Source organism: Streptomyces sp. NPDC049577, assembly GCF_040675635.1.
GTDB lineage: Bacteria > Actinomycetota > Actinomycetes > Streptomycetales > Streptomycetaceae > Streptomyces.
The window spans coordinates 1-23166 of record NZ_JBFAPH010000059.1 but is presented as its reverse complement, the minus strand read 5'-3'; the positions used below and the strand labels follow the sequence as shown (position 1 = coordinate 23166).

The window sequence follows — 23166 nt, the reverse complement described above, 5'->3', positions numbered from 1 at the left end:
AGCTTCACGGTGGCGTTGGTGCCGGGCAGCGAGATCGAGCGCAGCTGCTGGTCGGTGTCGCCGTTGTTGAAGACCTGGCCGGGACCGGTACCCGCCACGTTCGCCCCATGCCCACATCGGTCCGGCCGACCGGGGTAGCAGCACAGTCGGGGCCGGCCGCGCCCGCCGCCCGGCGGCCCCGAAAATCCGATGGATCCGAATGGCGATGAATTACGTCCCTTCCATGTCGATCCGAGTCCGCGCCGCCGGAGGTGGGATGCAGTGGCAGGTTTCAGAGCACTAGCCCGAGAGGTGCGCAATCCACGGAACACGATCGCGCTGCGACGGACCTGCTTGCGCAAATGCCTCGAACGCTTTGCCCCGTACGGACACCGGGCGACCTGGCAGCATCTGTGCTCCCGTGCCGGGATCGCCCCCGACGACCGCGCCCCCGACCCCGAGCTGCTGGTCTGTGCGCTCGCCGAACTGGAGGAGGCCCGTGAGGTCTGGCTGGCCTACGAGGCCGAGTTCGCCGGACGCCGCAGGAGCGAGAAGCACGACGGCATACGCCAGCCCAGTGCCGTCGACGACTGGCACCGCAACACCTGGGGCGGCTGCGACATAGTTCCGTGCGCCTCGCCCGGCGTGCAGCCGGACGCGCGGCTCGCGGACGTGCTGCGACGGGTGATCGCGGCGATGGAATCGGCGCCGCAGGACGCCTGCCCCGTCTGCTCGCAGGAACGCATCGAATGGCGCACGGACCTGGAGCGCTACCCGCTGGAAGGACCCGTCTGCACGGACTGCGGCATCGTGGTGCCCCAGTCCGTCCTCACCCCGGCCGCGCTCTCGGCGGCCCGCCGCTACGCCTTCGCCCGCCGGTACGCGGCGGTGTGAGGCGGGCGGACCCGCCACGACGCTCTCCCGGGGCCGCCCGAGGGCCCCGGGGGATCACCGCTGGGGGTCGGCCTTCCGCTCCCCGTAGAGCATCGAGCCCGAGCCGAGCACGCCGAAGCGGTCGTCCGGGTTCGACAGGGCGCACTTGTCGAGGGAGAGACAGCCGCAGCCGATGCAGTCGTCCAAGTGGTCGCGCAACTTGGCGAGCTGGGCGATGCGCCGGTCCAGCTCGACGCGCCACGTCTCCGACAGCCGCGCCCAGTCCTCACGGGTGGGGGTGCGCTCGTCGGGGAGCTCGACGAGCGCCGCGCGAATGGTGGCCAGCGGGATGCCCACGCGCTGGGCGGCGCGTATGAAGGCGACCCGGCGCAGCGCGTCGCGGTCGTAGCGACGCTGGTTGCCCGGGGTGCGGCGGCTGCTGATCAGGCCCTTGGACTCGTAGAAGTGCAGCGCGGACACGGCCGCGCCGCTGCGGGCCGCCAGCTGCCCGACGGTGAGTTCCTGGACCTTCTGCGAAAGTTGCGGCACATCCGGAACTCTACGTCAGACGGTACGCTGAGCGAGCGCTTGTACGACTGGTGCGACGGCCGGTGCGACGGAGGCGGTGTGATGGCGGAGCCCAGGATCTTCTCCTCGCCCGGGGAGCTGCGGGCGGCGGTCGGCGAGGAGTTCGGGCCGAGCGACTGGCTCGCCGTGGACCAGCGGCGGATCGACCTCTTCGCGGAGGCGACCGGGGACCACCAGTGGATCCACGTCGACCCCGCCCGCGCGGCGGCCGGCCCCTTCGGCACCACGATCGCGCACGGCTATCTCACGCTCTCCCTGCTGCCGGCCTTCCTGCCGCAGCTGCTGCGCGTGGAGAACGTCCGCATGGGCGTCAACTACGGGGTGAACAAGGTCCGTTTCCCCGCCCCCGTGCCCGCTGGTTCGCGGCTGCGCGCCACGGCCCGGCTGGCCGGGGTGACGGAGGTGCCCGGCGGCCTCCAGGTGACCGCGGTGGTCACCGTCGAGCGGGAGGGCGGCGACAAGCCGGTGTGCGTGGCGGAGGCGGTCAGCCGGTACCTGTGGTGACGTCCGCGGAGCAGCCGACCATGCGCAGGACGAGCGAGGCGTAGAGCTCGCCGACCTCCTCGGGGGTGCGCCGGCCGCCCGCGTCGAACCAGCGCGCGACGTCGATGCACAGCGACACCACGGCGAGCGCCGTGCCGCGCACGTCCGGGACGTCGAAGACACCCTCCGCGACGCCGTCCTCGATGATGGCCCGCACGGCCGCGTCGGTCTCCCGGCGCAGCGCCACGATCTCCGCGTGGTGCTCCTCGCCGAGCGCCCCCAGCTCGTACTGCACCACGCGCGCGGTGGTGTGGTGCTCGGCGTGCCAGCGCACGAAGCGGCGCACGGCGTCGGCGAGCCGCTCGCCCGGCCCGGCCGCCCGGTCGCGCGCGGTGCGCAGGATGCCGAGCGCGAGCCGGTGCCCGACACCGCTGATCCGGTAGAGCAGCTCTTCCTTGGTGCGGTAGTGGATGTAGAGCGCGGCGGGGCTCATGCCGGCCCGTGAGGCGATGTCGCGGGTGGTCGTGGCGTGGTAGCCGCGTTCGGCGAAGGCCTGCACGGCGGCGGTCAGCAGCCGACGGGCGGCCTCCGGCGTGACGTCCGCCCACTCCGCGTCCATACCGTTGCCCCGCTCTCCCGGCCCCGGCGGGCCGTCGTCGACAGGACGAACACCCTACCCCCCGGGCTGAGCAAGCGCTTAGTGAACGCCGGGGTGCGTAGCGGCCGGGCGGGCCGGGCATGCATCCGGACATCGGGGGAGGGGGTGTCCCATGGCCCGTACGACACCATCGCGATTCCGGTTCGACCGCCTCGGCACGCTGCCGGTGGCGGCCGCGGTGCTCACGGCCACCGTGGCGCTGTATCTCGTGTTCGTGGTCTTCGGCAACGTCACGGACTTCGGCACCAACCGGGACTTCGTCCGCCATGTGCTCGCGATGGACACGACCTTCGGCGATCCGGACCTGATGTGGCGCGCGATCACCTCGACCGCCCTCCAGGACCTCGCCTACGTCGCCATCATCGTCTGGGAGGCGCTGACGGCGGCGGTGCTCGTCCTCGCCACGGCCCGGTGGCTGCGCGCCCTGCGGGCCCCCACCGGCTACGGCGGCGCCCGGCGGACCACGACGCTGGGGCTGCTGATGTTCATGCTGCTGTTCGGGGTGGGGTTCCTGGCGATAGGCGGCGAGTGGTTCGCGATGTGGCAGTCCTCGCACTGGAACGGCGTCGAGGCGGCGGTGCGGAACCTGCTGCTGGCGGGGGTGGTGCTGGTGGTGGTGCACCTGCCCGCCGAGCGGTGGGACGGCGGCTCCTGACCCGCCGCCCCGCCTACGGCGCGTCCACCGTCACCGTGAAGGAGAACCGGTCCCCGCGGTAGCGGATCAGCGCGACGTCCACCACCCGCCCCGACTCGTCGTACGTCACCCCGGTGTAGTGCAGGATCGGGCTCAGCAGCGGCACCGCGAGCAGGCGTGCCGTCTCCGGGTCCGCCAGCCGTGCCTCGACGGTGTCGGTGATGCGGCTGATGCGCACCCCGACCGCGTCGCGCAGCACCTTGGTCATGGGCCAGCGGGCGAGGTCGGCCAGGTCGATGCGGTCGGCGAGCTCGGGACGGATCAGGTTCTCCGCCCAGTTCGTCGGCTCGCCGGTGGTCTCGTCGCAGCGCAGCCGGCGGTAGGCCACGGCCTCGCCCACGTCCGGGAAGTGCTCGGCCAGTTCGGCGGGGACCGGGACGGGACCGTGGCCCAGCACGGTCGTGCGTTCGCCGGACTGCTGGGCCACGATGGTGTCCACCGAACCGAGCAGCCGCACGGGCGAGCCGCGCTGGGCGCTCGGTTCGATGAAGGTGCCGCGCCGGCGGTGGCGGCTGATGAGCCCCTCCGCCTCCAGCTCCTTGAGGGCCTGCCGCATGGTGAGCACGCTGACGCCGTAGTGCGTGGCCAGGGCGTCCTCGGTGGGCAGCCGCAGCGGGTCCTCGGGCCGCCGCCCGAGTATGGAGGCGCGCAGGGACTGCGACACCTGGTACCAGAGCGGCAGCTTGCGGTTGAGTTCGAGGGAGTCGGGGGCGAAGGTGGTCACCTGTGGTCAGCCTCCGGTGACCCAGTGGCGCTCCAGGCCCTGCCACACCGCGTCGTAGTCGGACTGGAGGAAGTCGGCGCGGGCGGCCCGCGGGGTCAGCGCGATCGGCCAGCGGGTCTCGAACATGAAGGCCAGGCCGTCGTCGACCTTGCGGGGGACGAGCTCGGCCGCGCTGGCCTTCTCGAAGGTGTCCCGGTCCGGGCCGTGGGCCGACATCATGTTGTGCAGCGAGCCGCCGCCCGGCACGAAGCCCCCCTCACCGGCCGTCTTGGCGTCGTAGGCGCCCTCGATCAGCCCCATGTACTCGCTCATCACGTTGCGGTGGAAGTACGGCGGGCGGAAGGTGTCCTCGCCGACCAGCCAGCGCGGCGCGAAGACCACGAAGTCGACCCCGGCCAGGCCGGGCGTGTCGGAGGGCGAGGTGAGCACCGTGAAGATCGACGGGTCCGGGTGGTCGTAGCTGATCGAGCCGATGACGTTGAAGCGGTGCAGGTCGTAGACGTACGGGACGTGGTTGCCGTGCCAGGCGACCACGTCCAGCGGCGAGTGGTCGTACGTCGCGGCCCAGAGGTTGCCGCAGAACTTGTTGACCACCTCGACCGGGCCCTCGGTCTCCTCGTACGCGGCGACCGGCGCGAGGAAGTCCCGGGCGTTCGCGAGCCCGTTGGCGCCGATGGGGCCGAGGTCGGGCAGGGTGAAGGCCCGGCCGTAGTTCTCGCAGACGTACCCCCGGGCGCTCGCGTCCAGCAGCTCGACCCGGAAGCGCACGCCGCGCGGGATCAGCGCGATGTGCCCGGGCTCGGCCCGCAGCAGTCCGAACTCGGTGCGCAGCAGCAGCCCGCCGTGCTGGGGGACGATCAGCAGCTCGCCGTCGGAGTCGCTGAAGACGCGGTTCGTCATCGAGGCGTTGGCGGCGTAGAGGTGGATGGCCATGCCGCTGCGCTGCGCGGCGTCGCCGTTGCCGCCCAGGGTCCACAGGCCGGCCAGGAAGTCCGTGCCCCCGGGCGGCTCGGGCAGCGGGTTCCAGCGCAGCCGGTTGGGGTCGGGGACGGCCTCGGTGAAGGGCGCGCCGCTCAGCGTGCCGTTGTCGATCCGGACGAACGGCGGGTGGGCCGCCGACGGCCGGATGCGGTACAGCCACGACCTGCGGTTGTCGTGCCGCGGCTCGGTGAAGGCGGTGCCGCTCAGCTGCTCGGCGTACAGCCCGAGCGGTGCGCGCTGCGGTGAGTTGCGCCCGTGGGGCAGCGCGCCCGGGACGGCCTCGCTGCTGTGCTCGTTGCCGAAGCCGGACGAGTACGCCAGCCCCTCGGCGGTCTTCCGCGCCTGCTCGTTGCCCGTACCGCTCATCGCCTGCTCCCGCTTTCCGGAGGGATTCCTATGGATGACCGTAGGATTACCGCCCCGGCGCGTCAATGGATCAGCGGGAAACCGCTGACCGGAGCGCACCGTTCCAGGCCAAATCCCTCACGGAATCTGTCGATCGGGCGTACCGGTCGGTAGGGTCGGTCGGGTGCCCCGACCGGCACGCGCACCGACATCGCGAGGAGACGGCCTTGATCGCGCACGACGGGATGTTCATCGACGGCAGCTGGCGGCCCGCCGCCGGGGGCGGGACGATCGAGGTCGTCAACCCGGCGGACGAGCAGGTCATCGGGACCGTCCCGGCCGGTACCGCGGAGGACGTGGACGCCGCCGTGCGGGCGGCCCGCGCCGCGCTGCCCGGCTGGGCCGCCACGCCGCCCGCGCGCCGCGCCGAGTACCTGACCGCCCTGCGGGACGCGCTCGCCGCCCGGCAGGAGGAGATCGCCGCCACCGTCGTGGCGGAGCTGGGCTCGCCGATCGGCTTCGCCCAGCGTGTGCACGCCGGTCTGCCCGTCGCGGTCGCCTCGTCCTACGCCGAACTGGCCCTCAACCACCCGTTCGAGGAACAGATCGGCACGTCCACCGTGCTGCACGAGCCGGTCGGCGTCGTCGGCGCCATCACCCCGTGGAACTACCCGCTCCACCAGATCGTGGCCAAGGTCGCCCCGGCGTTCGCGGCCGGCTGCACCGTGGTCCTCAAGCCCGCCGAGGACACCCCGCTGACCGCACAGCTGTTCGCCGAGTGTGTGGCGGCGGCCGAGCTGCCGGCCGGTGTGTTCAACCTCGTCACCGGCCTCGGCCACGTCGCCGGCCAGGCGCTCGCCGAGCACGAGGGCGTGGACCTGGTGTCCTTCACCGGCTCGACCGCCGTCGGACGGAAGATCGGCGCGATCGCCGGGGGCGCGGTCAAGCGCGTCGCCCTCGAACTCGGCGGGAAGTCCGCCAACGTCATCCTGCCGGGCGCCGACCTCGAGCGCGCCGTCCGCGCGAACGTCGCCGACGTGTGCCGCAACGCCGGGCAGTCCTGCAACGCCCTCACCCGCATGCTCGTACCCGCCGACCGCTACGACGAGGCCGTCGCGATCGCCGCCGAGGCGGTGGCCGAGTTCGTCCCCGGCGACCCCGCCGACCCCGCCACCCGCATCGGGCCGGTCGTCAACGCCGCGCAGCGGGACCGCGTCCGCGGCTACATCCGCCGGGGCGTCGAGGAGGGCGCCCGCCTGGCCGCCGGCGGCCCGGAGGCCCCCGAGGGCCGCGAGAAGGGCTACTACGTGCGACCCACCGTCTTCGCCGACGTCACCCCCTCGATGACCATCGCCCGGGAGGAGATCTTCGGCCCCGTCCTGTCGGTCATCCGCTACGAGGACGAGGAGGAGGCGCTGCGCATCGCCAACGACAGCGTCTACGGCCTCGCCGGCGCGGTCTGGGCGGCGGACGAGGACACCGCCGTGGCCTTCGCCCGGCGCATGGAGACCGGCCAGGTCGACATCAACGGCGGCCGCTTCAACCTCCTCGCACCCTTCGGCGGCTACAAGCAGTCGGGCGTCGGACGGGAGATGGGCCGGCACGGCCTGGCCGAGTACCTCCAGACGAAGTCGCTCCAGTTCTGATGGTCCGCGCAGCCGTACTGCCCGCCGTGGGCGCGCCCCTGGAGATCGCAGAGATCGAGCTGCCCGCGCCGGGCCCGGACCAGGTGCGGGTCCGGCTCGCGGCGGCCGGGGTGTGCCACTCCGACCTGTCCCTGTCCGACGGCACCCTGCGCCAGCCCGTCCCGGCCGTGCTCGGGCACGAGGGCGCGGGCACGGTCGTCGCCGTCGGGGAGGGCGTGCGCCACGTCGCGCCCGGCGACCGCGTCGTCCTCAACTGGGCGCCGTCCTGCGGCTCCTGCCACTTCTGCGGTCTCGACGAGCCGTGGCTGTGCACCGACGCCGCCGCCACGGCCGCCGTGCCCTACGCCACCCGCCGCTCCGACGGCAGCCCGCTCTACCCGGGCCTGGGCACGGCCGTCTTCGCCGAGGAGACGGTCGTACGGGCGCACGCCGTGCTGCCCCTCCCGGAGGGCGTACCGCTCACCGAGGCCGCCCTGCTGGGCTGCGCGGTGCTCACCGGGTACGGGGCGGTGCGGCACAGCGCCCGGGTGCGCGCCGGGGAGTCCGTCGCCGTCTTCGGCGCCGGCGGGGTCGGGCTGGCCACCCTGCAGTCCGCGCGGCTCGCCGGTGCGGACACGATCGTCGCCGTCGACGTCTCGCCGGCGAAGGAGGAGCTCGCGCGCCGGGCCGGCGCGACGCACTTCGTCCTGGCGCCGGAGGCCAAGCGCATCCGCGAGCTCACCGGCGGCCACGGCGCCGACGTGGCCTTCGAGTGCGCGGGCCGCGCGGAGAGCATCCGCGCCGCCTGGTCCTCGACCCGGCGCGGCGGCCGTACGACGGTCGTCGGCATCGGCGGCAAGGACGAGCAGGTCACCTTCTCGGCCCTGGAACTCTTCTATTTTGGGCGGACCCTCTCGGGCTGCGTCTACGGCAACTCGGACCCGGCCCGGGACGTCCCGGTGATCGCGGAACATGTCCGGGCGGGACGGTTCGACCTCGCCGGCCTGGTGACGGACCGCATCCGGCTGGAGGCCATACCGGGCGCGTTCGAGGCGATGACGGCCGGAAAGGGCGGCAGATCGCTGGTCGTCTTCCCCTGACCGGGGGCGCAGCCCCCGGTCACCCGTGGCGCCGCAGCTCCCGCCGCGCCAGCGACCGCTGATGCACCTCGTCCGGGCCGTCGGCAAGGCGCAGCGTCCGCGCCGCGGCCCAGAGCTCCGCCAGGGGATGGTCCTGACTCACCCCGCCCGCGCCGTGCAGCTGCACCGCCTTGTCGATGATGTCCACCACCGTCCGCGGCGTGGCGATCTTGATCGCCTGGATCTCCGTGTGCGCGCCCCGGTTGCCGACCGTGTCCATCAGCCAGGCCGTCTTCAGCACGAGCAGCCGCAGCTGCTCCACCGCGACCCGCGAGTCCGCGATCCACTCCTGGACCACGCCCTGCGCGGCGAGCGGCTTGCCGAAGGCGGTGCGGGCGAGCGCGCGCCGGCACATGAGCTCGATGGCCCGCTCGGCCATGCCGATCAGCCGCATGCAGTGATGGATGCGGCCCGGGCCCAGGCGGGCCTGGGCGATGGCGAAGCCGCTGCCCTCCTCGCCGATGAGATGGTCCGCCGGGACCCGCGCCCCGTCGAAGACGACCTCCGCGTGGCCACCGTGGTAGTGGTCCTCGTAGCCGTAGACCCGCATGGCGCGGCGGATCTCGACGCCGGGCGTGTCCCGGGGGACGAGGATCATCGACTGCCGGCGGCGGACGTCGGGCCCGTCGGGATCGGTCTGGCCCATGACGATGAACACCGCGCAGTCCGGGTGCAGCGCACCGGAGATGTACCACTTGCGGCCGGTGACGACGTATGTGTCGCCGTCCCGCTCGATGCGCGTCTCGATGTTGGTGGCGTCCGAGGAGGCCACCTCGGGCTCCGTCATCGCGAAGGCACTGCGGATCTCGCCCGCCAGCAGCGGCTCCAGCCAGCGCTTGCGCTGGGCCTCGGAACCGAACCCGGCCAGGACCTCCATGTTTCCGGTGTCGGGCGCCGCGCAGTTCAGCGCGGTGGGGGCGAGCTGCGGGCTGCGGCCGGTGATCTCGGCGAGCGGCGCGTACTGGAGGTTGGTCAGCCCGGCCCCGTACCCGGAATCCGGAAGGCCGTGCTGGTTTGTCAGGAAGAGGTTCCACAGGCCCCGCCGCCGCGCCTCGGCCTTGAGCTCCTCGACGACCGGCGGCACGTCCCACGGCGAGGCGAGCCCCGCCCGCTGCTCCTCGGCGACCGCCTCCGCGGGGTGGACGTGCTCGTCCATGAAGGCCAGCAGCCGGCCGCGCAGTTCCTCGGTGCGCGCGTCGAAAGCGAAGTCCATGGTGCTCAGCCCTTCAGTCCGTTCAGGCCGGTCAGCCCGCGCTCGATGAAGAGCGGTACGAGCTCGCCGATCCGGTCGAAGCCCGGGCCGACGGTCTGGCCGAGCGTGTAGCGGTAGTGGATGCCCTCCAGGATCACCGCGAGCTTGAAGTAGGCGAAGGCCGTGTACCAGGGCAGGGCGCCCACCTCCCGGCCGGAGCCGGCGGCGTAGCGCTCGACGAGTTCGGCCGGATCGGGATGGCCCGGGGCGTCGCGCGTCGCGGCGACGGGGGAGCCGGGGACGTCGTGCTGCTCGCTGTACATCACCAGCAGGCCGAGGTCGGTCAGCGGGTCGCCGAGGGTGGACATCTCCCAGTCCAGCACGGCGGCGATGCGGCCGTCCGGTCCGGCCAGGACGTTGTCGAGCCGGTAGTCGCCGTGCACCACGGCCGGCGCCGGCGAGTCCGGCAGCGTCTCGCCGAGCCGCCGGTGCAGCTCGTCGACGCCGGGCAGGTCCCGGTTCCGCGAGGCCGTCAACTGCTTGCCCCAGCGCGCCAGCTGGCGCCCCAGGAAGCCCTCCGGGCGCCCGAAGTCCGCGAGCCCCACGGCCGCGGGATCCACCGCGTGCAGGCTCACGAGCGTGTCGACGAGCCCCAGCACCACCTCGCGCGTCCGCTCCGGGCCGAGCGCCCTCAGCTGTGCGGCACTGCGGTACGGCACGCCGTCGACGTGCTCCATGACGTAGAAGGGCGCTCCGATGACGTCCTCGTCCTCGCACAGCAGCACCGTTCCCGGCACGGGCACGTCGGTGCCGCGCAGCGCGCTGATGACACGGTGTTCGCGGCGCATGTCGTGGGCGGTGGCCAGCACATGGCCCAGCGGCGGGCGCCGGACGACCCAGCGTCCGGTGCCGTCGGTGACGGCGTAGGTCAGGTTCGACCGCCCGCCCTCGATGAGCCGCGCGGTCAGGGGCCCGCGCACCAGGCCCGGGCGTTCACGGTCCAGCAGGGCCCGGAGCCGGTCGAGGCCGAGGCCGGGCGGATTGGCTGTGCTCATCGCGTGACTCCTCGGGGGAGTGAGGGGGAGCGTCCGGGATCATGATGCCGACCGGTCGGTATGGCGTCCAGGGCACGGCCGCTCCCGCGGTGCCTCACGCGTGGCAGGCGATCGGTTTTCCGCCGTTCATGGTCATCATGTCGCCCAGGGCGACCGGCAGGTCCAGCGGCGTCCCCGGCGGCAGGCCCTCGATCTCCGCGTAGGCGCGGTGCAGATTGGCCACCAGCCGCTCGCTCTCGCGCAGTGCGCCGAACTCGCCGAGGTCCGCGGCCTGTGCGGCCTCCAGCGGGGTGCGGCCGGCGGCGTGGGCGGTGCGGGCCAGCTCCTCGACCCAGCGCAGATAGCGCTCGACGGTGTCGTACACGCCCGGGTCCGTGACCCGGCCGTGGCCCGGCACCACGACCTCCGCGTCCAGCTCCCGCAGCACCTCCACGGCCCGCAGCGAGCCGCTGAGCGATCCCATCAGGAGGAACGGGGTGCCGCCGTTGAAGATCAGGTCTCCGGTGAAGACCACGCGCCGCTCCGGCAGCCAGACGATCGTGTCGCCGACCGTGTGCGCGACGCCGGGGTGGATCAGCCGGACCTCGGTGTCACCCATGTGCAGGGTGAGACTGCCGGTGTAGGTGACGGTGGGCGGGGTGATCGTGACGTCGCCGTAGTCCACATCGGGCCAGATGCCGTGCAGTTGCAGCCCCGCCGCGAGGACCTCGCGGCGGCAGTCGGCGTGGCCGACGACGGTCGCCTCGGGGAAGACGCAGTTGCCGTAGGTGTGGTCGCCGTGGTGGTGGGTGTTGACCACGGTGGTGGGCGGCGGCGCGCCGTCGGCGGTGACGGCGTCCCGCAGCAGGTGCGCCCGCCGTACGGTCGCGGCGGTGTCCACCAGCAGGGTGCGGCCCCCGCCCGTGACGAAGCCCGCGTTGTTCAGGCACCAGCCGCCGTCGGGCTGGACGAACGCGCGGACCCCCGGCCCGAGCGGAACGGTGTACGGCTCGGCGCCGGTCGTGACGTCGGACAACGTGTAAGACCTTCCCTCGCGGCCCGCGCGCCGCTCGCGCGGGTCCGACTGTCCGTCAGAATACGGGCGGGCCGGGGCGGGTGGGCCCCGGGCCCGGATTCAGCCGCGGTGCTCCAGGCCCGGGCGGAGCCGCTCCAGGAGGCCGTAGAGCGTGGTGCGCTCGTCCTCGTCGAGGGCGTCGAGCGCGCTGTGGGTGGCCTGCATCTCGCCTCGTACCCGCTGGATGATCTCGCGGCCCTCGTCGGTGGCCACGACGTTCTTCACCCGGCGGTCACCGGGGTCCGGCTCGCGGCGCACCAGGCCGCGGGCCTCCAGGCGGTCGACGATGCCCGTGACGTTGGAGGCGTCGCACACCAGCAGCGTGGCCAGGCCGCGCATCGGGACCGGGCCCTTGAGCTGGGCGAGCAGCTTGGCCTGCACGGACGTCAGGCCGTGGCGGGCGGCCGCCGCCGCGAAGTCCTGCCACTGGGCGGTGCCGAGCGCCGCCACCAGCTCCAGGAGCTGCGCCTTGGAGGGGGGCGAGGAGGGGGCCGAGGGGGGTGGGCTCATGGTTCGAGTCTACTCAAGAGCTTGAGTTCTTAAATCATTAACTTGACTACCTGAAGTATCTCGGCTTACCGTTCCCTGGTTGCTTGACGATTTCAAGCATCCATGTCGTGAAGTAACCAGAAGTCGTGAAGTAACGAGAAGGACAGCCCGACACCCATGACCTCCGCACGGACCGAGACCTCGCAGCGGAACGAGACGGTCATCGTCTTCGCCCTGAGCCTGGCCGCCATGGTCGTCTCGATGATGCAGACGCTCGTCGTGCCGATCCTCGGCCTCATCCAGAACGACCTGCACACCAGCTCCGCCAACGTCAGCTGGGTCACCACCGCCACCCTGCTCTCCGCCGCCGTCTTCACGCCCCTGCTCGGCCGCTTCGGCGACCAGCACGGCAAGAAGCAGACCCTGGTCGGCGTGCTGATCCTCATGGTCGCCGGCTCGGTCCTGGCCGCCGTGACGCACTCCCTGCTCTGGCTGATCGTCGGCCGGGTCATGCAGGGCGCCGCCACCGCCATCTTCCCGCTGGCCCTCTCCGTGCTCCGCGAGGAGATCCGCCCGGCCAAGCTGCCCGGCGCGATGGCCATGGTCAGCGGCACCCTCGCCTTCGGCAGCGGCCTGGCGCTCGTCGCCACCGGCCTGCTCACCTCGGGCGACGACGCCGACTACCGCAGCGCCTTCTGGCTGGCCACCGGCCTGGCCGCGCTCGCCCTGCTCGCCGTCGTGCTGCTCGTCCCCGCCACCCGCGAGACCACCGGCGGCCGCACCGACGTCCTCGGCGCGCTGTCCCTGGCCGGCACGCTCGTCCTGCTGCTCCTGCCGATCACCCAGGGCCACGAGTGGGGCTGGTCCTCCGCCCGCACGCTCGGCTGCTTCGCCGGCGCCGTCGTCATGGCGGCGATCTGGACGCTCGTCGAGCGCAAGGTCCGCGAGCCGCTCGTCGACATGCGGATGTTCGTCCACCGGCCGGTGCTCTTCGCCAACCTCGCCGGCCTGCTCGTCGGCTTCGGCTCCTTCGCCCTCTTCATCGGCGTCTCGTACCTCGTCCAGATGCCGTCGAAGATCACCGGCTACGGCTTCGACGCCAGCGTGCTGCGCGCCTCCGTGGAGTACCTGCTGCCGAGCACGATCGTCTCGCTGCTCGCCGCCCCCATCGGCGGCCAGCTCGTCCGCCACAAGGGCCCGCGCCTGGTGCTGCTGCTCGCCTCCCTGCTCGGCACCGCGGGCTTCGTGTGGATCGCCCTCGACCACGACCACACGTTCTCCGTCATCGCCGCCGGCATGTTCGTCGGCGCGGCCATCAGCTTCGGCTACGCCGCCATGCCCGCGGTGATCGTTGCCAGCGTGCCGCACCACCAGACCGGCATAGCCAACGGCATCAACTCCATCTCCCGCTCCACCGGCAGCGCCATCGGCAGCGCGATGATCACCACGGTCCTCGCCTCCAAGAGCATCGAGCACCTGCCCCCGGGCGTGCCCAAGCTGCCGGCCGAGAGCCAGTTCACCCTCACCTTCGTCATCGCGGGCTCGGCGCTCGTCCTGGTGGCCCTGGTCGCCGGGCTGGGACTGCGCAGGATCAGCACGCTCGGCACGGCACCGGTGGCGGGCTCCACGCCCGCGTCCGACGCTGAGACCGCACCCGCCGCGCGCTGAGCACGCGGGAACCCTCGGAAGGACCGACATGACCACGATGAAAGCCGTCAGCTACCGGACCTACGGCGGACCCGAGGTCCTGGAGTACGGCGACCGCCCGATGCCCAAGGTCGGACCGGACTCCGTCCTGGTCCGGGTGAAGGCCGCGGCCGTCAACCCCGTCGACTGGAAGACCCGGTCGGGCTACCTCGACCCCATGCTGGACGCCGTCTTCCCGGTGGTGCCCGGCTGGGACGTCGCCGGAGTCGTCGTCGCCCTGGGCGCCGACACCCCGGAGTTCCAGGTCGGCGACGAGGTCATCGGTTACGTCCGCGAGGACTTCCTGTCCCGGGGCACCTTCGCCGAGTACGTCGCCGCGCCCGTGCGCACCCTCGCGCGCAAGCCGGCCGCGCTCTCCTTCGAGCAGGCGGCCGGCCTCCCGCTGGCCGGGCTCACCGCCTACCAGGCGCTGAAGGCGACCGGGACCGGCGAGGGCGACACCGTGCTCGTCCACGCGGCGGCGGGCGGCGTCGGCACCATGGCCGTGCAGCTGGCCCGGCACTTCGGCGCCCGCGTGATCGGCACGGCCAGCGAGCGCAACCACGACTTCCTGCGCTCCCTGGGCGCCGAGCCCGTCACCTACGGCGACGGTCTCGCCGAGCGGGTCCGGGCGCTGGCGCCGGAGGGCGTCGGCGTCGTCCTCGACCTGGTCGGCGGGGGCGCGGTCAAGACGTCCCCCGACCTCGCCGCGCCCGGTGCCCGGCTCGTCTCCATCGCCGACCCCGAGGTCGCCGCGCTCGGCGGCCGCCTGCTGTGGGTGCGGCCGGACGCGGCGGACCTCACGGCGCTCGGCCATCTGGCCGAGCAGGGGGTGCTCACCGTCGAGATCGCGGAGGTCTTCCCGCTGGAGCGGACCGCGGACGCGCACCGCCTCAGCGAGCAGGGCCACACCCGCGGCAAGATCGTGGTGCGGGTCTGACCCGGCGGGTTCGTCAGGGCGTGGGGGAGTTCCGGGGCGTCAGTCCCGGAACTCCCGCAGCCGGCGGTACGCCTCCAGCCCGTCCGGGACCCAGTCCCATTCGCCCAGGCGGGCGACGACCTCCTCCTCCGGGAGGAACTCCCACCACGCCACCTCCTCCACCTGCGGCCGGACGGGCAGCTCGCAGCGGACCTCGTAGACCGCCGACCACCAGGTGTGCTCCGGCGACTCGTACAGGAAGCGGAAGAGCGGCGCCGGTGCTGCCAGGCCGGTGACGCCCAGCTCCTCCTCGGCCTCCCGCAGAGCCGCCTCGTCGTAGGACTCGCCCGCGCCGACCACCCCGCCGACGAACATGTCGTAGCGGGACGGGAAGACCAGCTTCCGGTCGGTGCGGCGATGGACGAAGATCCGCTCCCGCGCGTCCCGTACCAGGATGAACGTGCAGCGGTGGCGCAGGCGGCGGGCGGTGGCCTCCCCGCGCCGGACCTGGTCCACGACGCGGTCCTGCTCGTCGACGATGTCCAGGAGCTCGTCCTGGGAGAGCGGCATCCGATCATTCATGCCGCCCATTGAACCCGTCAGTGCGGCTGGAGATCGCGTATCCGGTCCGCCTCGGTCATCCCGGACGGCATCGCCGGATGCCGGCCGATCAGCACGATGCCGACCACGATCGCCGCCAGCCCGGCCGCCTCCCAGGCCAGCGCTCCGGGTGTCATGCGCAGCTTGTCGCCCAGGAAGCCCACCCCGCAGACGATGCCGGCCAGCGGCTGGGCCGCGGTGAGGGCGGGCAGCGACATCCGCAGCGGGGCCGTCTCGAAGGCGCTCTGCACCAGCACCAGCGCCGTGATGCCGATGACCAGCACGCCGTAGGGCTGCCAGCTGGTGACGACCGCGGGCAGGCCGCCGTGGCCCCACCGCTCGCCGGTGACCCGGGTGAGGGCGTCCTGTACGCCGTAGAGCAGGCCGGCCGCGACGGCCAGCATGGCGGCCTCGACGCTCATGCGCACCCGCTTGGAGGCGGCCGCCAGCAGCAGGGCGGCGCCGACCATGACCCCGATGATCAGCCAGTGCTGCAGCGGGTCGGTGACCGTGTCACCGCCGTGCGGGCGGCCGGCGACGATGAACGTCGCCACGCCGCCGGCCAGCAACCACAGCCCGCCCCAGCCGCTGGCGCCGAGCGGCTGGCCCGTCTGCCAGCGGGACAGGGCCATGGCGAACAGCAGATTGGTCGCCAGCAGGGGCTCGACCAGCGACACCTCGCCCCCGCCCAGCGCGATCGCGCCGAGCACCATGCCGCAGACCATCAGACCGATTCCGGCCAGCCAGCGCGGCATGCGGACGAGGTCCAGCAGCAGCCGGAGCGAGAGAAAATCGCTCATGGGGGCCCGCTGGGCGGCGTTCTGCTGGAGAACGAAGCCGAAACCCAGGCAACATGCCGCACTCACGGCGAAAGCGAAGACCATCACGTCGTGCACCTCAAGACCGGCTGGTCGTAGGAGACTTGACACAAAAACGATAGCCGCCTTGTGGGCGGAGTGACGGTCGAGTACCCCTCTTTCGGTCGTTCATCCAGTCAAACGGTTGACTGTCGCGCAAAGTGCCGAGAAAGTATTTCGAAACTTTGTTCGCAGAAAACGGGTGGCCGGCGATCGCCGAAAGCCAACTGCGGCCGAGGCCGAGTCAGTTGGGGAGCCGTCAGCCTCAAGATCGGCTCTTGACGCGGAGCCGTGACTACCGGTTTGCTGTGCGTGATTGTGACGCTCGTTGAACGGACGCCCCCGACCCGGCGGCCGGAGGGGACGTACGCCGTGGAGGAAGCCCGCCGATGACGCCCCCGCCCCCCTTGGGCCGCTCCCGGAACAAGGACGGGCCGTCCTTCGACCCCGCCCTGGACGACGCCGAGCTCGCCGCCGTCCGCGACGCCCTGGCCCGCGGCCGATGGGCCGAGGCCCGCCAGCTGCTCGCCCGAACGGGTGATGACTGGGACCGGCGCGGCCACCGCCTCGTCGTCCTCGCCGAGAGCGCCACCAGCGTCGCCTGGGCCCGCGAATGGCAGCTCGCCGAACCCGACAGCCCCGACGCCGCCGCGCTGCTGGCCTGCGCCACCGTCTTCCGCGCCGTCAGCGGCAAGGACAGCCCGGACGCCGCCCGCGCCCTGTGCCTGACCGCCGCCCGCATGGCGCCCCGCGACCCCTCGCCCTGGCTCGGCGTGCTCATCCTCGCCCGCCGCACCGGCACCGACGACGAACGCGTCCGCGCCTTCGACCAGGTCCGCGCCCGGCACCGGGACCACCACCACGCCCACCACCTGATGGCCGCCTGCCTGGCCGAGCACCAGGCCGACGACCGCGACGACCCGCTGCACGAGGTGTACGACTTCGCCGCCTGGGCCGCCGAGCAGGCCCCCGCCGACTCGCCCCTGGCCGTGCTGCCCGTCGTCGCCCACGCCGAGCGCTACCGCGTCCTGGCCCGGGCCGGCGTCCTGCCCGCCGACCCCGCCCGGTCCGGCCACTGGGCCACCCGCCGCGCCCGCCAGGTGATGAAGGCCGCCTTCGACTGGTGGCTGGAGTGGGACGTCGACGACGGCACCGCCCACCCCCGGCGCAAGATCGACCTCAACTACCTGGCCCACGCCAAGCTCCACGAGGGCCGGCTCGCCGAGGCCGCCGCCCTGCTCACCCGCATCGGCCCGCACGCCACCCGGGCCCCCTGGTCGTACCCCGGCCTGGACCCCCGCCAGGCGTTCCGGGAAGCACGCCGCGCCGCGCTCGGCGCCGCCTGACCCGCCCGGACCCACCCGCCGCGGAACCCCGTTCACCCGACCCGCTCACCCCCACTGGGAAGGACCAACCCGCCATGTCGACGGGCATCACGAGCGAGATCAGCACCTTCAAGGGCCAGGAGAGACGGCTGCGCGCCGACCGCATCGGCGTCCCCGGCCTGCTGCTGTCGGTCGTCGCCGCCAGCGCGCCGCTCATGGTCACCGCCGGTGTCATGCCCACCACCTACGGCACGATGGGCATCGTCGGACAGCCGCTGCTCTTCGTCATCCTCGGCGTCGTGCTGACCCTCTTCAGCTTCGGCTACGCCGAGATGAGCCGCCACGTCCACAACGCCGGCGCCTTCTACGCCTACATCGCGCGCGGCCTCGGCGGCACGGCGGGCGCGGCCGCCTCCGTCGTCGCCCTGGTCGCCTACAGCTCCATGCAGTTCGGGATCTACGGCATCTTCGGCTACGAACTCTCCGGACTGCTGGCCCGGTATCTGAGCCTCGACGTGGTCTGGTGGGTGCCCGCCCTGGCCGGCGTCGCCGTCGTCGGTGTGCTGGGCTGGCTCAAGATAGACCTCAACGCCAAGGTCCTCGGCGTCCTGCTGCTCATCGAGTGCGTCATGGTCCTCGCCTTCGACGTGGCCGGCCTCGGCAGCCCCGGCCGGGACGGCTTCTCCCTGCACGCCTTCGATCCCCAGACGCTCGGTGGCGCCGGCCTCGGCACCGCCCTGTGCTTCACCATCGCCTCCTTCGTCGGCTTCGAACAGGCCGCCGTCTACGCCGAGGAGACCAGCCGGCCCCAGGTCGTCGTCGCCCGTGTCACCTTCCTCGCCGTCGGCTTCGTCGCCGTCTTCTTCGCCCTGAGCTCCTGGGCGCTGAGCGTCGCCGCCGGCCCCTCGCACATCGTCGCCCTCGCCCGCGAGGAAGGCCCGGGCCTCCTCTTCACCCTCACCGAGGCCCGGTTCGGCACCGCCTTCACCGACGTCATGCACCTCTTCTACGTCACCGGCATGTTCGCCTCCATGCTCAGCTTCCACAACGTCGTCGCCCGCTACGCCTTCGCCATGGGCCGTGAGGGCCTGCTGCCCGCCGCCATGGGCCGCACCGCCAAGGGCAGCGGCGCCCCCGCCCACGGCTCCCTGCTACAGACCGCCGTCTCCCTGCTGGCCGTCGTCCTCTTCGCCGTCACCGACCACCGGCCGCACGGCGACCCCACCGCGCCCGTCCTGCGCCTGTTCACCTGGATGGGCAACGTCGGCGCCCTCGGCGTCATCGTGCTGATGGCCGCCGCCTGCGCCGCCGTCGTCGTCTTCTTCGTGCGGCGCGGCGCCGCCCGCGCCCAGGCCCCGCGCCTGGCCGCCTCCACCGCCGCCGGACTCGCCCTGCTGGTGATCGTCGTCTACGCGGTCAAGGACTTCGACGTCCTCCTCGGCACCGACCCCGGCTCCGCGCTGAGCTGGATCCTGCCCGGCATCATCGGCGCCGCCCTGGTCCTGGGCCTCGCCTACGGGCTCGCGCTGAAGCACCTGCGGCCGGCGACCCACGCCCGCATCGGACTGGGCAACCAGGCCTTCCAGCTGGAGAAGGCCGCCACAGGCCCCTCCCGCGCGAGCTGACCCGCACGAACCGCCGCCACGAACCGCCGCCACGCACCGCCGCCACGAACTGCCGCGCTGCCGCGCTGCCGCGCCGACGAGCCGACGAGCCGACGAAAGGTTCCGCCATGACCTGCTGTCACCCCGAATCCACCCCCGGGCCCACCCCCGAACCCACCGCCGATCCCGTGCACGCCCCGCACCCGCTCGACCCGCTGACCGCCGAGGAGATCACCACCGCCCGGCGCGTACTGGAGGAGGCCGGCAAGGTCACCCCCGCCACCCGCTTCCCGCTCGTGCTCCTCGACGAGCCCGCCCGGCACGCCGCCGCCACCCACCGGCCCGGCGACCCGGTCGTCCGCCGGCTGCGGGTGACCCTGCTGGACACCGCCACCGGAGCCGCCGCCGAGGCGCTCGTCGAGGTCACCGGCGGCCTGCTGCTCTCCTACCGCGAGCTCGACACCGCGACCGAGGGCCAGCCGCCGGTCACCTTCGAGGAGGTCGAGACGGTCCAGGAGATCGTGCAGTCCGACCCCGGCTGGCGGAAGGCCATGGCCGACCGCGGCGTGGCGGACCCCTCCCTCGCCATCTGCGCCCCGCTCGCCGCCGGGGACCTCGTCCTCGACCGGCCCGGCCGCCGGCTGGTCCGCTCCCTGACCTGGCTGCGCTGCGACGACTCCGACAGCCCCTGGGCCCACCCGGTCGGCGGCCTCGTCGCCGACGTCGACCTCGTCGAGCGACGCGTGGTCCGCCTCGTCGACACCGGTGCCGTCCCCGTGCCCACCGAATGCGGCCGCTACGAGGCCGAGCACAACGGCCCGCCGCGCACCGACCTCCGCCCCCTCGCGATCACCCAGCCCGAGGGCCCCTCCTTCCACCTCGACGGACCCCTGCTCACCTGGCAGAACTGGACCTTCCGCATCGACTTCAACGGCCGCGAGGGCCTCGTCCTGCACCGCATCACCCACCGCGACGGCGACCGCGAGCGCTCCGTCCTGCATCGCGCCTCCCTCGCCGAGATGGCCGTCGTCTACGGCGAGACCGAGCCGTCCCGCAACTGGGTCGGCTTCCTCGACGCCGGGGAGTACTCGCTGGGCCGCAACGCCAACGCCCTGCGCCTCGGCTGCGATTGCCTCGGCGAGATCCGCTACCTCGACGCCGTGGTCGCCGACGACCACGGCCGCCCCGAGACGCTGCCCAACGCCATCTGCATCCACGAGGAGGACTTCGGCCTGCTCTGGAAGCACACCGACATCTTCAACGGCATGGCCGCCGAGAGCCGGCGCGCCCGCCGCCTGGTCGTCTCGTACATCGCCACCGTCGGCAACTACGACTACGGCTTCTACTGGTACTTCCACCAGGACGGCACCCTCGCCTTCGAGGCCAAGTCCACCGGCATCGTGCAGACCTCGGCCGTCGAACCCGGCGCCGGCTCGCCGCACGGCACGGAGGTCGCCCCCGGCCTCCTCGCCCCGTACCACCAGCACCTCTTCTGCGTACGGCTCGACCCGGCCCTCGACGGGCTCGCCAACACCGTCGAGGAGGTCGACGTCATACCGCTCCCGGACGGCCCCGGGAACCCGGCGGGCAACGCCTTCACCACCCACACCACCGTGCTCTCCGACAGCGGGGACGGCGGCCGCGAGGCCGACACCACGACCGGCCGGCGCTGGCGCGTCGTCAACACCGGCTCCCGCAACCGCATGGGGCAGCCCGTCGCCTACACCCTCGTCCCGCAGCCCGGCCCGACCCTGCTCGCCCGGCCCGGCTCGGCCGTCGCCCGCCGCATGGCCTACGGCACCAAGCACCTCTGGGTCACCCGCCACCGCCCCGACCGCCGCTACCCGGCCGGCGACCACCCCAACCAGCACCCCGGCGGCGCGGGCCTCCCGCAGTGGACCGCCCCCGGCGAGTCGCTGGAGAACACCGAACTCACCCTCTGGCACACCTTCGGCCCCACCCATCTGCCGCGCCTGGAGGAGTGGCCCGTCATGCCCGTCGAACCGACCGGCTTCCACCTCAAGCCCACCGGCTTCTTCGACCGCAACCCGGCCCTGGACCTGCCGAGGGAACGCGCCGCGCACCACGGGGACTGACTAGGAACTGTCCGGCCGGTCATGTGACTGTCGCCTGATCTGCTCGTTCTCCAGGTATGGGGCGGGGAGAACGCGGTGATCTGTCGGACGCGGAGTGGGAGCGGCTCCGGCCGTTCCTGCCGGTCAGCAACGGTCGGTGCGGGCGGTGGCGTGATCACCGGCAGGGTGATCGACGGGATCTTGCACCGGGTGCGGACTGGGGTGCACTGGCGCGACCTGCCAGAACGGTTCGGGCCGTGGAAGACGGTCTACGAGCGCCATCGGCTTTGGTCGGCCGACGGCACCTGGGAACGGCTGCTGCAGCAGGTCCAGGCCGCGGCCGACGCCGCCGGCGAGATCGACTGGGACATCTCGGTGGACTCCACCATCGTGCGCGCGCAGCAGCACGCGTCCGGTGCCCTGACCGACCCACCCCCGGCACCCGCCGCGCCAAAGGGGGACAACGCGCCAGAACATCAGGGCGAACCGTGGCAGAGCCTCCTCGGCCGCCTGGTGGAGGTGGTGAGCGAGGCGAGGGTCTGGGCCGCTCGCGCGGTGGCTTCACCAGCAAGATTCATCTGAGTGCCGACGGCCGTTGCCGCCCGTTGTCCTTGGTCGTCACCCCAGGACAACGGGCGGACTGCACGCAGTTCGTGCCGGTGCTGGAGAAGATCCGCGTTCCCCGACTCGGGCAAGGCAGGCCCCGCAAGAAGCCCGACAGCGTCGCGGCAGACAAGGGGTACAGCAACGGTCCCTGCCGCGACTACCTGCGGCGAGGGGGCATCCCGCACACGATTCCGGAGAAGATCGACAGCCAGGCCGCCCGCCTGTGTAGGGGATCACGAGGCGGGCGCCAGCCGAGCTTCGACGAAGATCGGTACAAGAAGCGCAACACTGTCGAACGGGCCATCAACAGACTCAAGAACTCCCGTGCGGTGGCCACCCGGTACGACAAGCGCGGCTATGTCTTCCTCGGCACCGTCACCGCAGCAGCCGTGATCATCTGGCTGCGAGTTTGAGGCCGTCTCATAGCGCAAAGGGCCGGTACTCCAGAGCCTGATCGACAACTTCCGCGGCCGTCGGCTCCGGGCCCTTCGGCCAGAAGATCAGGCCGCTGGCATAGCCACTCGGGCACCCAAGAGCCCGGTCCAACATCTCCAAGGTCTGGGCGCACTTGGCATCGTCGGCATACTCCGCGTCCATGATCTTCTGCACCATCGCAACGGCAGTCTCGCGAGCCATCACCACTGCAGTCACCCCTTCCAAGCGAAGAGGAGCCTAGCGACTCACATGATCGGCCGGACCGTTCCTAGCCGCTGTCCTGGCGACCACGGTTGGACTTCCGTGACGAGCGGGACGATGCAGCCGGTCCCGCGGGTGCCTAGGGGGTGTTCGGTGGGTCAGGGTGGGCCTCCGGCTTCGCTCGTGATCCGGCGGACAGACCTCAGCCGCAGGAGTGGGGGCGGCGGTCGGCCACCGACACGCTGCAGAGCATGGGCTCTTCCCCGTCCTCGGTGTTGAACACGAAGATTGCGCCCGAGGTGGGGACACGGATCGCGCACTGGTCATCATCAGTCAGCGGCTCATAGTTCTCCCAAGGGCATCCGGCTTCGCTCAGCGCCCGTAGGACTTCGCTGTACGTGGGACAACCGGGAAACGTCTCCACCCGGCCTGGCTCACGCGACGGCCATTGCATCGTGGGCCAGTCCGTCTGGACGGTTACCGAAAAGATCATCTGGCAGTGGGCTTGGCAGGTATCGAGCTCCAGGCAGCCGTACGCGTGCAGGTACGGCATCCCGTCGGATCCGGTCGAGGAGCCCTGCGCCCACGGAGGGCCCAACACCTCGGTGATTTCCTCGAGGTGGGCGCCTACACGCACTGCGCCAATGCGGCCGGTCCGGGTGAAAGGTATGAGAATGTCCAGAAGGCGCATATGGCGCAGACTTTCATGGCGATAGCCACCTGGTCCAATGCCGTGATGACACGGCGCCGACCCATCGGACAGGCTCTAGGGGGCGTCTCAGCCCCTGGGCCTGACCCCCGATCCCTCGGCGGGTGCGCCCGGATCCCCGTCCGGGCGCACCCGCCCACGCATGTCCTGGCCCGTGTCGCCCGACTACGACGAAACCTTGGCGCCTGCGCTGGGGGCGAACCCGCTCCCCTGCTCGGCGAACACGTTGATCGCGGCGCCCAGGAACTCCACCAACCTGGGGTGGTAGGA

General features: G+C 72.4%; 22 protein-coding genes and 1 pseudogene. 11 read left to right on the top strand and 12 right to left on the bottom strand.

The window, feature by feature from the left end; genetic code table 11:
- Window positions 1–261 precede the first annotated feature (261 nt).
- Window positions 262–873 (top strand): hypothetical protein, encoded by a 612-nt coding sequence (locus AB0K09_RS10140; protein ID WP_366064847.1) that lies wholly within the window; start codon window positions 262–264, stop codon window positions 871–873.
- Window positions 874–927: 54 nt separating this feature from the next.
- Here AB0K09_RS10140 and soxR read toward each other — a convergent pair whose 3' ends face one another.
- On the bottom strand, window positions 928–1401 hold the full coding sequence (soxR, locus tag AB0K09_RS10135) for a redox-sensitive transcriptional activator SoxR (RefSeq protein WP_366064846.1): 474 nt from the start codon (window positions 1399–1401) through the stop codon (window positions 928–930).
- Window positions 1402–1482: 81 nt separating this feature from the next.
- On the opposite strand from soxR, the gene AB0K09_RS10130 reads away from it, so the two are divergent.
- On the top strand, window positions 1483–1944 hold the full coding sequence (locus AB0K09_RS10130; protein ID WP_366064845.1) for a MaoC family dehydratase: 462 nt from the start codon (window positions 1483–1485) through the stop codon (window positions 1942–1944).
- Here the strand turns inward: AB0K09_RS10130 and AB0K09_RS10125 are convergent.
- Complete coding sequence (locus AB0K09_RS10125; RefSeq protein ID WP_366064844.1) at window positions 1925–2542, bottom strand: TetR/AcrR family transcriptional regulator; 618 nt, start codon at window positions 2540–2542, stop codon at window positions 1925–1927. The two genes, AB0K09_RS10130 and AB0K09_RS10125, sit on opposite strands and share 20 nt — an antisense overlap.
- A gap of 151 nt (window positions 2543–2693) precedes the next feature.
- On the opposite strand from AB0K09_RS10125, the gene AB0K09_RS10120 reads away from it, so the two are divergent.
- The gene (locus AB0K09_RS10120; protein WP_366064843.1) at window positions 2694–3236 is read left to right on the top strand and encodes a DUF2165 domain-containing protein; all 543 of its coding nucleotides are present in this window, start codon (window positions 2694–2696) and stop codon (window positions 3234–3236) included.
- Between the two features lie 13 nt (window positions 3237–3249).
- Here AB0K09_RS10120 and AB0K09_RS10115 read toward each other — a convergent pair whose 3' ends face one another.
- Window positions 3250–3999: a GntR family transcriptional regulator gene (locus tag AB0K09_RS10115; protein WP_366064842.1), complete on the bottom strand. Its 750-nt coding sequence runs from the start codon at window positions 3997–3999 to the stop codon at window positions 3250–3252.
- Between the two features lie 6 nt (window positions 4000–4005).
- Window positions 4006–5346, bottom strand: a complete 1341-nt coding sequence (gene hmgA, locus AB0K09_RS10110) for a homogentisate 1,2-dioxygenase (protein ID WP_366064841.1) — start codon at window positions 5344–5346, stop codon at window positions 4006–4008.
- Window positions 5347–5552: 206 nt separating this feature from the next.
- Between hmgA and AB0K09_RS10105 the strand changes: the two genes are divergently transcribed.
- Complete coding sequence (locus AB0K09_RS10105; protein ID WP_366064840.1) at window positions 5553–6971, top strand: aldehyde dehydrogenase family protein; 1419 nt, start codon at window positions 5553–5555, stop codon at window positions 6969–6971.
- Complete coding sequence (locus AB0K09_RS10100; protein WP_366064839.1) at window positions 6971–8050, top strand: Zn-dependent alcohol dehydrogenase; 1080 nt, start codon at window positions 6971–6973, stop codon at window positions 8048–8050. The genes AB0K09_RS10105 and AB0K09_RS10100 overlap by 1 nt, the downstream gene beginning before the upstream one ends.
- Before the next feature lie 19 nt (window positions 8051–8069).
- Here the strand turns inward: AB0K09_RS10100 and AB0K09_RS10095 are convergent, their stop codons facing one another.
- The 4 genes from AB0K09_RS10095 to AB0K09_RS10080 all read right to left on the bottom strand — a co-directional run bounded on the left by AB0K09_RS10095 (window position 8070) and on the right by AB0K09_RS10080 (window position 11900).
- Window positions 8070–9302: an acyl-CoA dehydrogenase family protein gene (locus tag AB0K09_RS10095; RefSeq protein WP_366064838.1), complete on the bottom strand. Its 1233-nt coding sequence runs from the start codon at window positions 9300–9302 to the stop codon at window positions 8070–8072.
- Between the two features lie 5 nt (window positions 9303–9307).
- Window positions 9308–10336 (bottom strand): phosphotransferase family protein, encoded by a 1029-nt coding sequence (locus AB0K09_RS10090; RefSeq protein WP_366064837.1) that lies wholly within the window; start codon window positions 10334–10336, stop codon window positions 9308–9310.
- Between the two features lie 94 nt (window positions 10337–10430).
- The gene (locus tag AB0K09_RS10085) at window positions 10431–11351 is read right to left on the bottom strand and encodes an MBL fold metallo-hydrolase (protein ID WP_366064836.1); all 921 of its coding nucleotides are present in this window, start codon (window positions 11349–11351) and stop codon (window positions 10431–10433) included.
- A gap of 99 nt (window positions 11352–11450) precedes the next feature.
- On the bottom strand, window positions 11451–11900 hold the full coding sequence (locus AB0K09_RS10080; RefSeq protein WP_366064835.1) for a MarR family transcriptional regulator: 450 nt from the start codon (window positions 11898–11900) through the stop codon (window positions 11451–11453).
- A gap of 156 nt (window positions 11901–12056) precedes the next feature.
- Between AB0K09_RS10080 and AB0K09_RS10075 the strand changes: the two genes are divergently transcribed.
- The gene (locus tag AB0K09_RS10075) at window positions 12057–13547 is read left to right on the top strand and encodes an MFS transporter (protein WP_366064834.1); all 1491 of its coding nucleotides are present in this window, start codon (window positions 12057–12059) and stop codon (window positions 13545–13547) included.
- A gap of 37 nt (window positions 13548–13584) precedes the next feature.
- Complete coding sequence (locus tag AB0K09_RS10070) at window positions 13585–14505, top strand: NADP-dependent oxidoreductase (protein WP_366064850.1); 921 nt, start codon at window positions 13585–13587, stop codon at window positions 14503–14505.
- 39 nt (window positions 14506–14544) lie between these two features.
- Here AB0K09_RS10070 and AB0K09_RS10065 read toward each other — a convergent pair whose 3' ends face one another.
- Both AB0K09_RS10065 and AB0K09_RS10060 read right to left on the bottom strand, forming a co-directional pair.
- Window positions 14545–15066: an NUDIX domain-containing protein gene (locus AB0K09_RS10065; protein WP_366064833.1), complete on the bottom strand. Its 522-nt coding sequence runs from the start codon at window positions 15064–15066 to the stop codon at window positions 14545–14547.
- A 17-nt stretch (window positions 15067–15083) separates the two neighbouring features.
- Window positions 15084–15968, bottom strand: a complete 885-nt coding sequence (locus AB0K09_RS10060; RefSeq protein WP_366064849.1) for a DMT family transporter — start codon at window positions 15966–15968, stop codon at window positions 15084–15086.
- A 362-nt stretch (window positions 15969–16330) separates the two neighbouring features.
- Between AB0K09_RS10060 and AB0K09_RS10055 the strand changes: the two genes are divergently transcribed.
- From AB0K09_RS10055 to AB0K09_RS10040, 4 genes and pseudogenes are all read left to right on the top strand, one after another.
- Entirely contained in the window at window positions 16331–17287 is a 957-nt protein-coding gene (locus AB0K09_RS10055) for a hypothetical protein (protein ID WP_366064832.1), read from the top strand.
- A 74-nt stretch (window positions 17288–17361) separates the two neighbouring features.
- Window positions 17362–18891: an APC family permease gene (locus AB0K09_RS10050; protein WP_366064831.1), complete on the top strand. Its 1530-nt coding sequence runs from the start codon at window positions 17362–17364 to the stop codon at window positions 18889–18891.
- A gap of 107 nt (window positions 18892–18998) precedes the next feature.
- Window positions 18999–20966 carry a primary-amine oxidase gene (locus AB0K09_RS10045; RefSeq protein ID WP_366064830.1) on the top strand — a complete coding sequence of 656 codons (1968 nt, stop codon included), beginning with the start codon at window positions 18999–19001 and terminating at the stop codon, window positions 20964–20966.
- Window positions 20967–21022: 56 nt separating this feature from the next.
- A pseudogene (locus tag AB0K09_RS10040) lies at window positions 21023–21961 on the top strand (IS5 family transposase); the annotation flags it as partial.
- Between the two features lie 10 nt (window positions 21962–21971).
- Here AB0K09_RS10040 and AB0K09_RS10035 read toward each other — a convergent pair.
- Both AB0K09_RS10035 and AB0K09_RS10030 read right to left on the bottom strand, forming a co-directional pair.
- A complete protein-coding gene (locus AB0K09_RS10035; RefSeq protein ID WP_366064848.1) occupies window positions 21972–22187 on the bottom strand; it encodes an e9imm peptide in 216 nt (71 codons plus the stop codon).
- Between the two features lie 202 nt (window positions 22188–22389).
- Window positions 22390–22878: a hypothetical protein gene (locus tag AB0K09_RS10030; RefSeq protein ID WP_366064829.1), complete on the bottom strand. Its 489-nt coding sequence runs from the start codon at window positions 22876–22878 to the stop codon at window positions 22390–22392.
- Window positions 22879–23166: the final 288 nt, after the last annotated feature.